This is a genomic window from Rhizobium sp. SVR5-2C (assembly GCF_056755115.1).
On sequence record NZ_JBNDHT010000294.1, the window covers coordinates 1 to 1,101 of the forward strand.

1 protein-coding gene is annotated in these 1,101 nt (G+C 61.1%); it reads left to right on the top strand.

All coding sequences use genetic code 11. The annotated features are described in order from the left end of the window. Positions 1 to 115: 115 nt before the first annotated feature. The gene (locus ACPYOI_RS35720; RefSeq protein ID WP_481424132.1) at positions 116 to 982 is read left to right on the top strand and encodes an SDR family oxidoreductase; all 867 of its coding nucleotides are present in this window, start codon (positions 116 to 118) and stop codon (positions 980 to 982) included. The last annotated feature ends 119 nt before the right edge of the window (positions 983 to 1,101 follow it).

The window sequence follows — 1,101 nt, forward strand, 5'->3', positions numbered from 1 at the left end:
CCTTCATCTTCGTCTTCGGCGCGAAGCGCTGACGAGGCTTTGCGCGAAGGAGTCGCGGAACTGTTGCGTGTCGGGCGTGTTTAGTTGTCCACAAACCCACCTTGGAGAGAACGACATGTCCGATGACACTCGCCGACCGACGCCGCCCTATCCCGCCCAGCATCAGGAACCGCCAGGCAAGACCGCATCGATGCTGCCGGTTCCGGATCATGGGGAACACTCCTACAAGGGTAATGGCAAGCTGGAAGGCAAGGTCGCATTGATAACGGGCGCGGATTCCGGGATCGGCAAGGCCGTGGCGATCGCGTTCGCGCGAGAGGGAGCGGACATCCTCATCTCCTACCTGAACGAAGACGAGGACGCCAAGGACACCGCCAAGTGGGTGGAAGAAGCAGGACGCAAGGCTGTCGTCGTCCCTGGCGATATCAAGTCGGAGGAGCATTGCCAGGGTCTGGTTGAGCGCACCGTCGACGAACTTGGCGGCATCGACATCCTGGTGAACAACGCCGCATTCCAGCGCACCTATGCCGATGTCACGGACATCTCCGCCGAGGAATGGGACGAGACCTTCCGGACAAACATTTACGCGCCGTTCTTCCTAGCCAAGGCAGCCGTCCCGCACATGAAGCCCGGCAGCGCGATCATCAATACGACGTCGATCCAGTCCCGACAGCCATCGCCACAGCTTCTTGCCTACGCGTCGACGAAGGGAGCAATCTCGAACTTCACGGCGGGGCTCGCCGAGATGCTGGCGGAGAAAGGGATCCGCGTGAACGCAGTCGCGCCCGGGCCGATCTGGACACCCCTCATCCCGTCGACGATGCCGGCCGAGAAGGCGGCCAAGTTCGGAGAGAACACGTTGATCGGACGGGCGGGGCAGCCTGCCGAATTGGCGGGGGCTTATGTCCTCCTCGCGTCGCATCTTGGCAGCTACATGACGGGCGCGGTCATTCCGGTCACCGGTGGAGAGATCATGATCTGACCGTCGTCGTCGCAGCGTGACACGAACGACTAACAAGGCATTCCGCGACGTGGTAACCGAGCGGGTTCTTCAGAACGAACGAATAGATCGCCTTCGCTTTGAGATCACCGACGAAGAAT

Coding starts and splice junctions, on each gene's coding strand:
- ACPYOI_RS35720 (WP_481424132.1), top strand. CDS start 116: ATGTCCGATGACACTCGCCGACCGACGCCGCCCTATCCCGCCCAGCAT.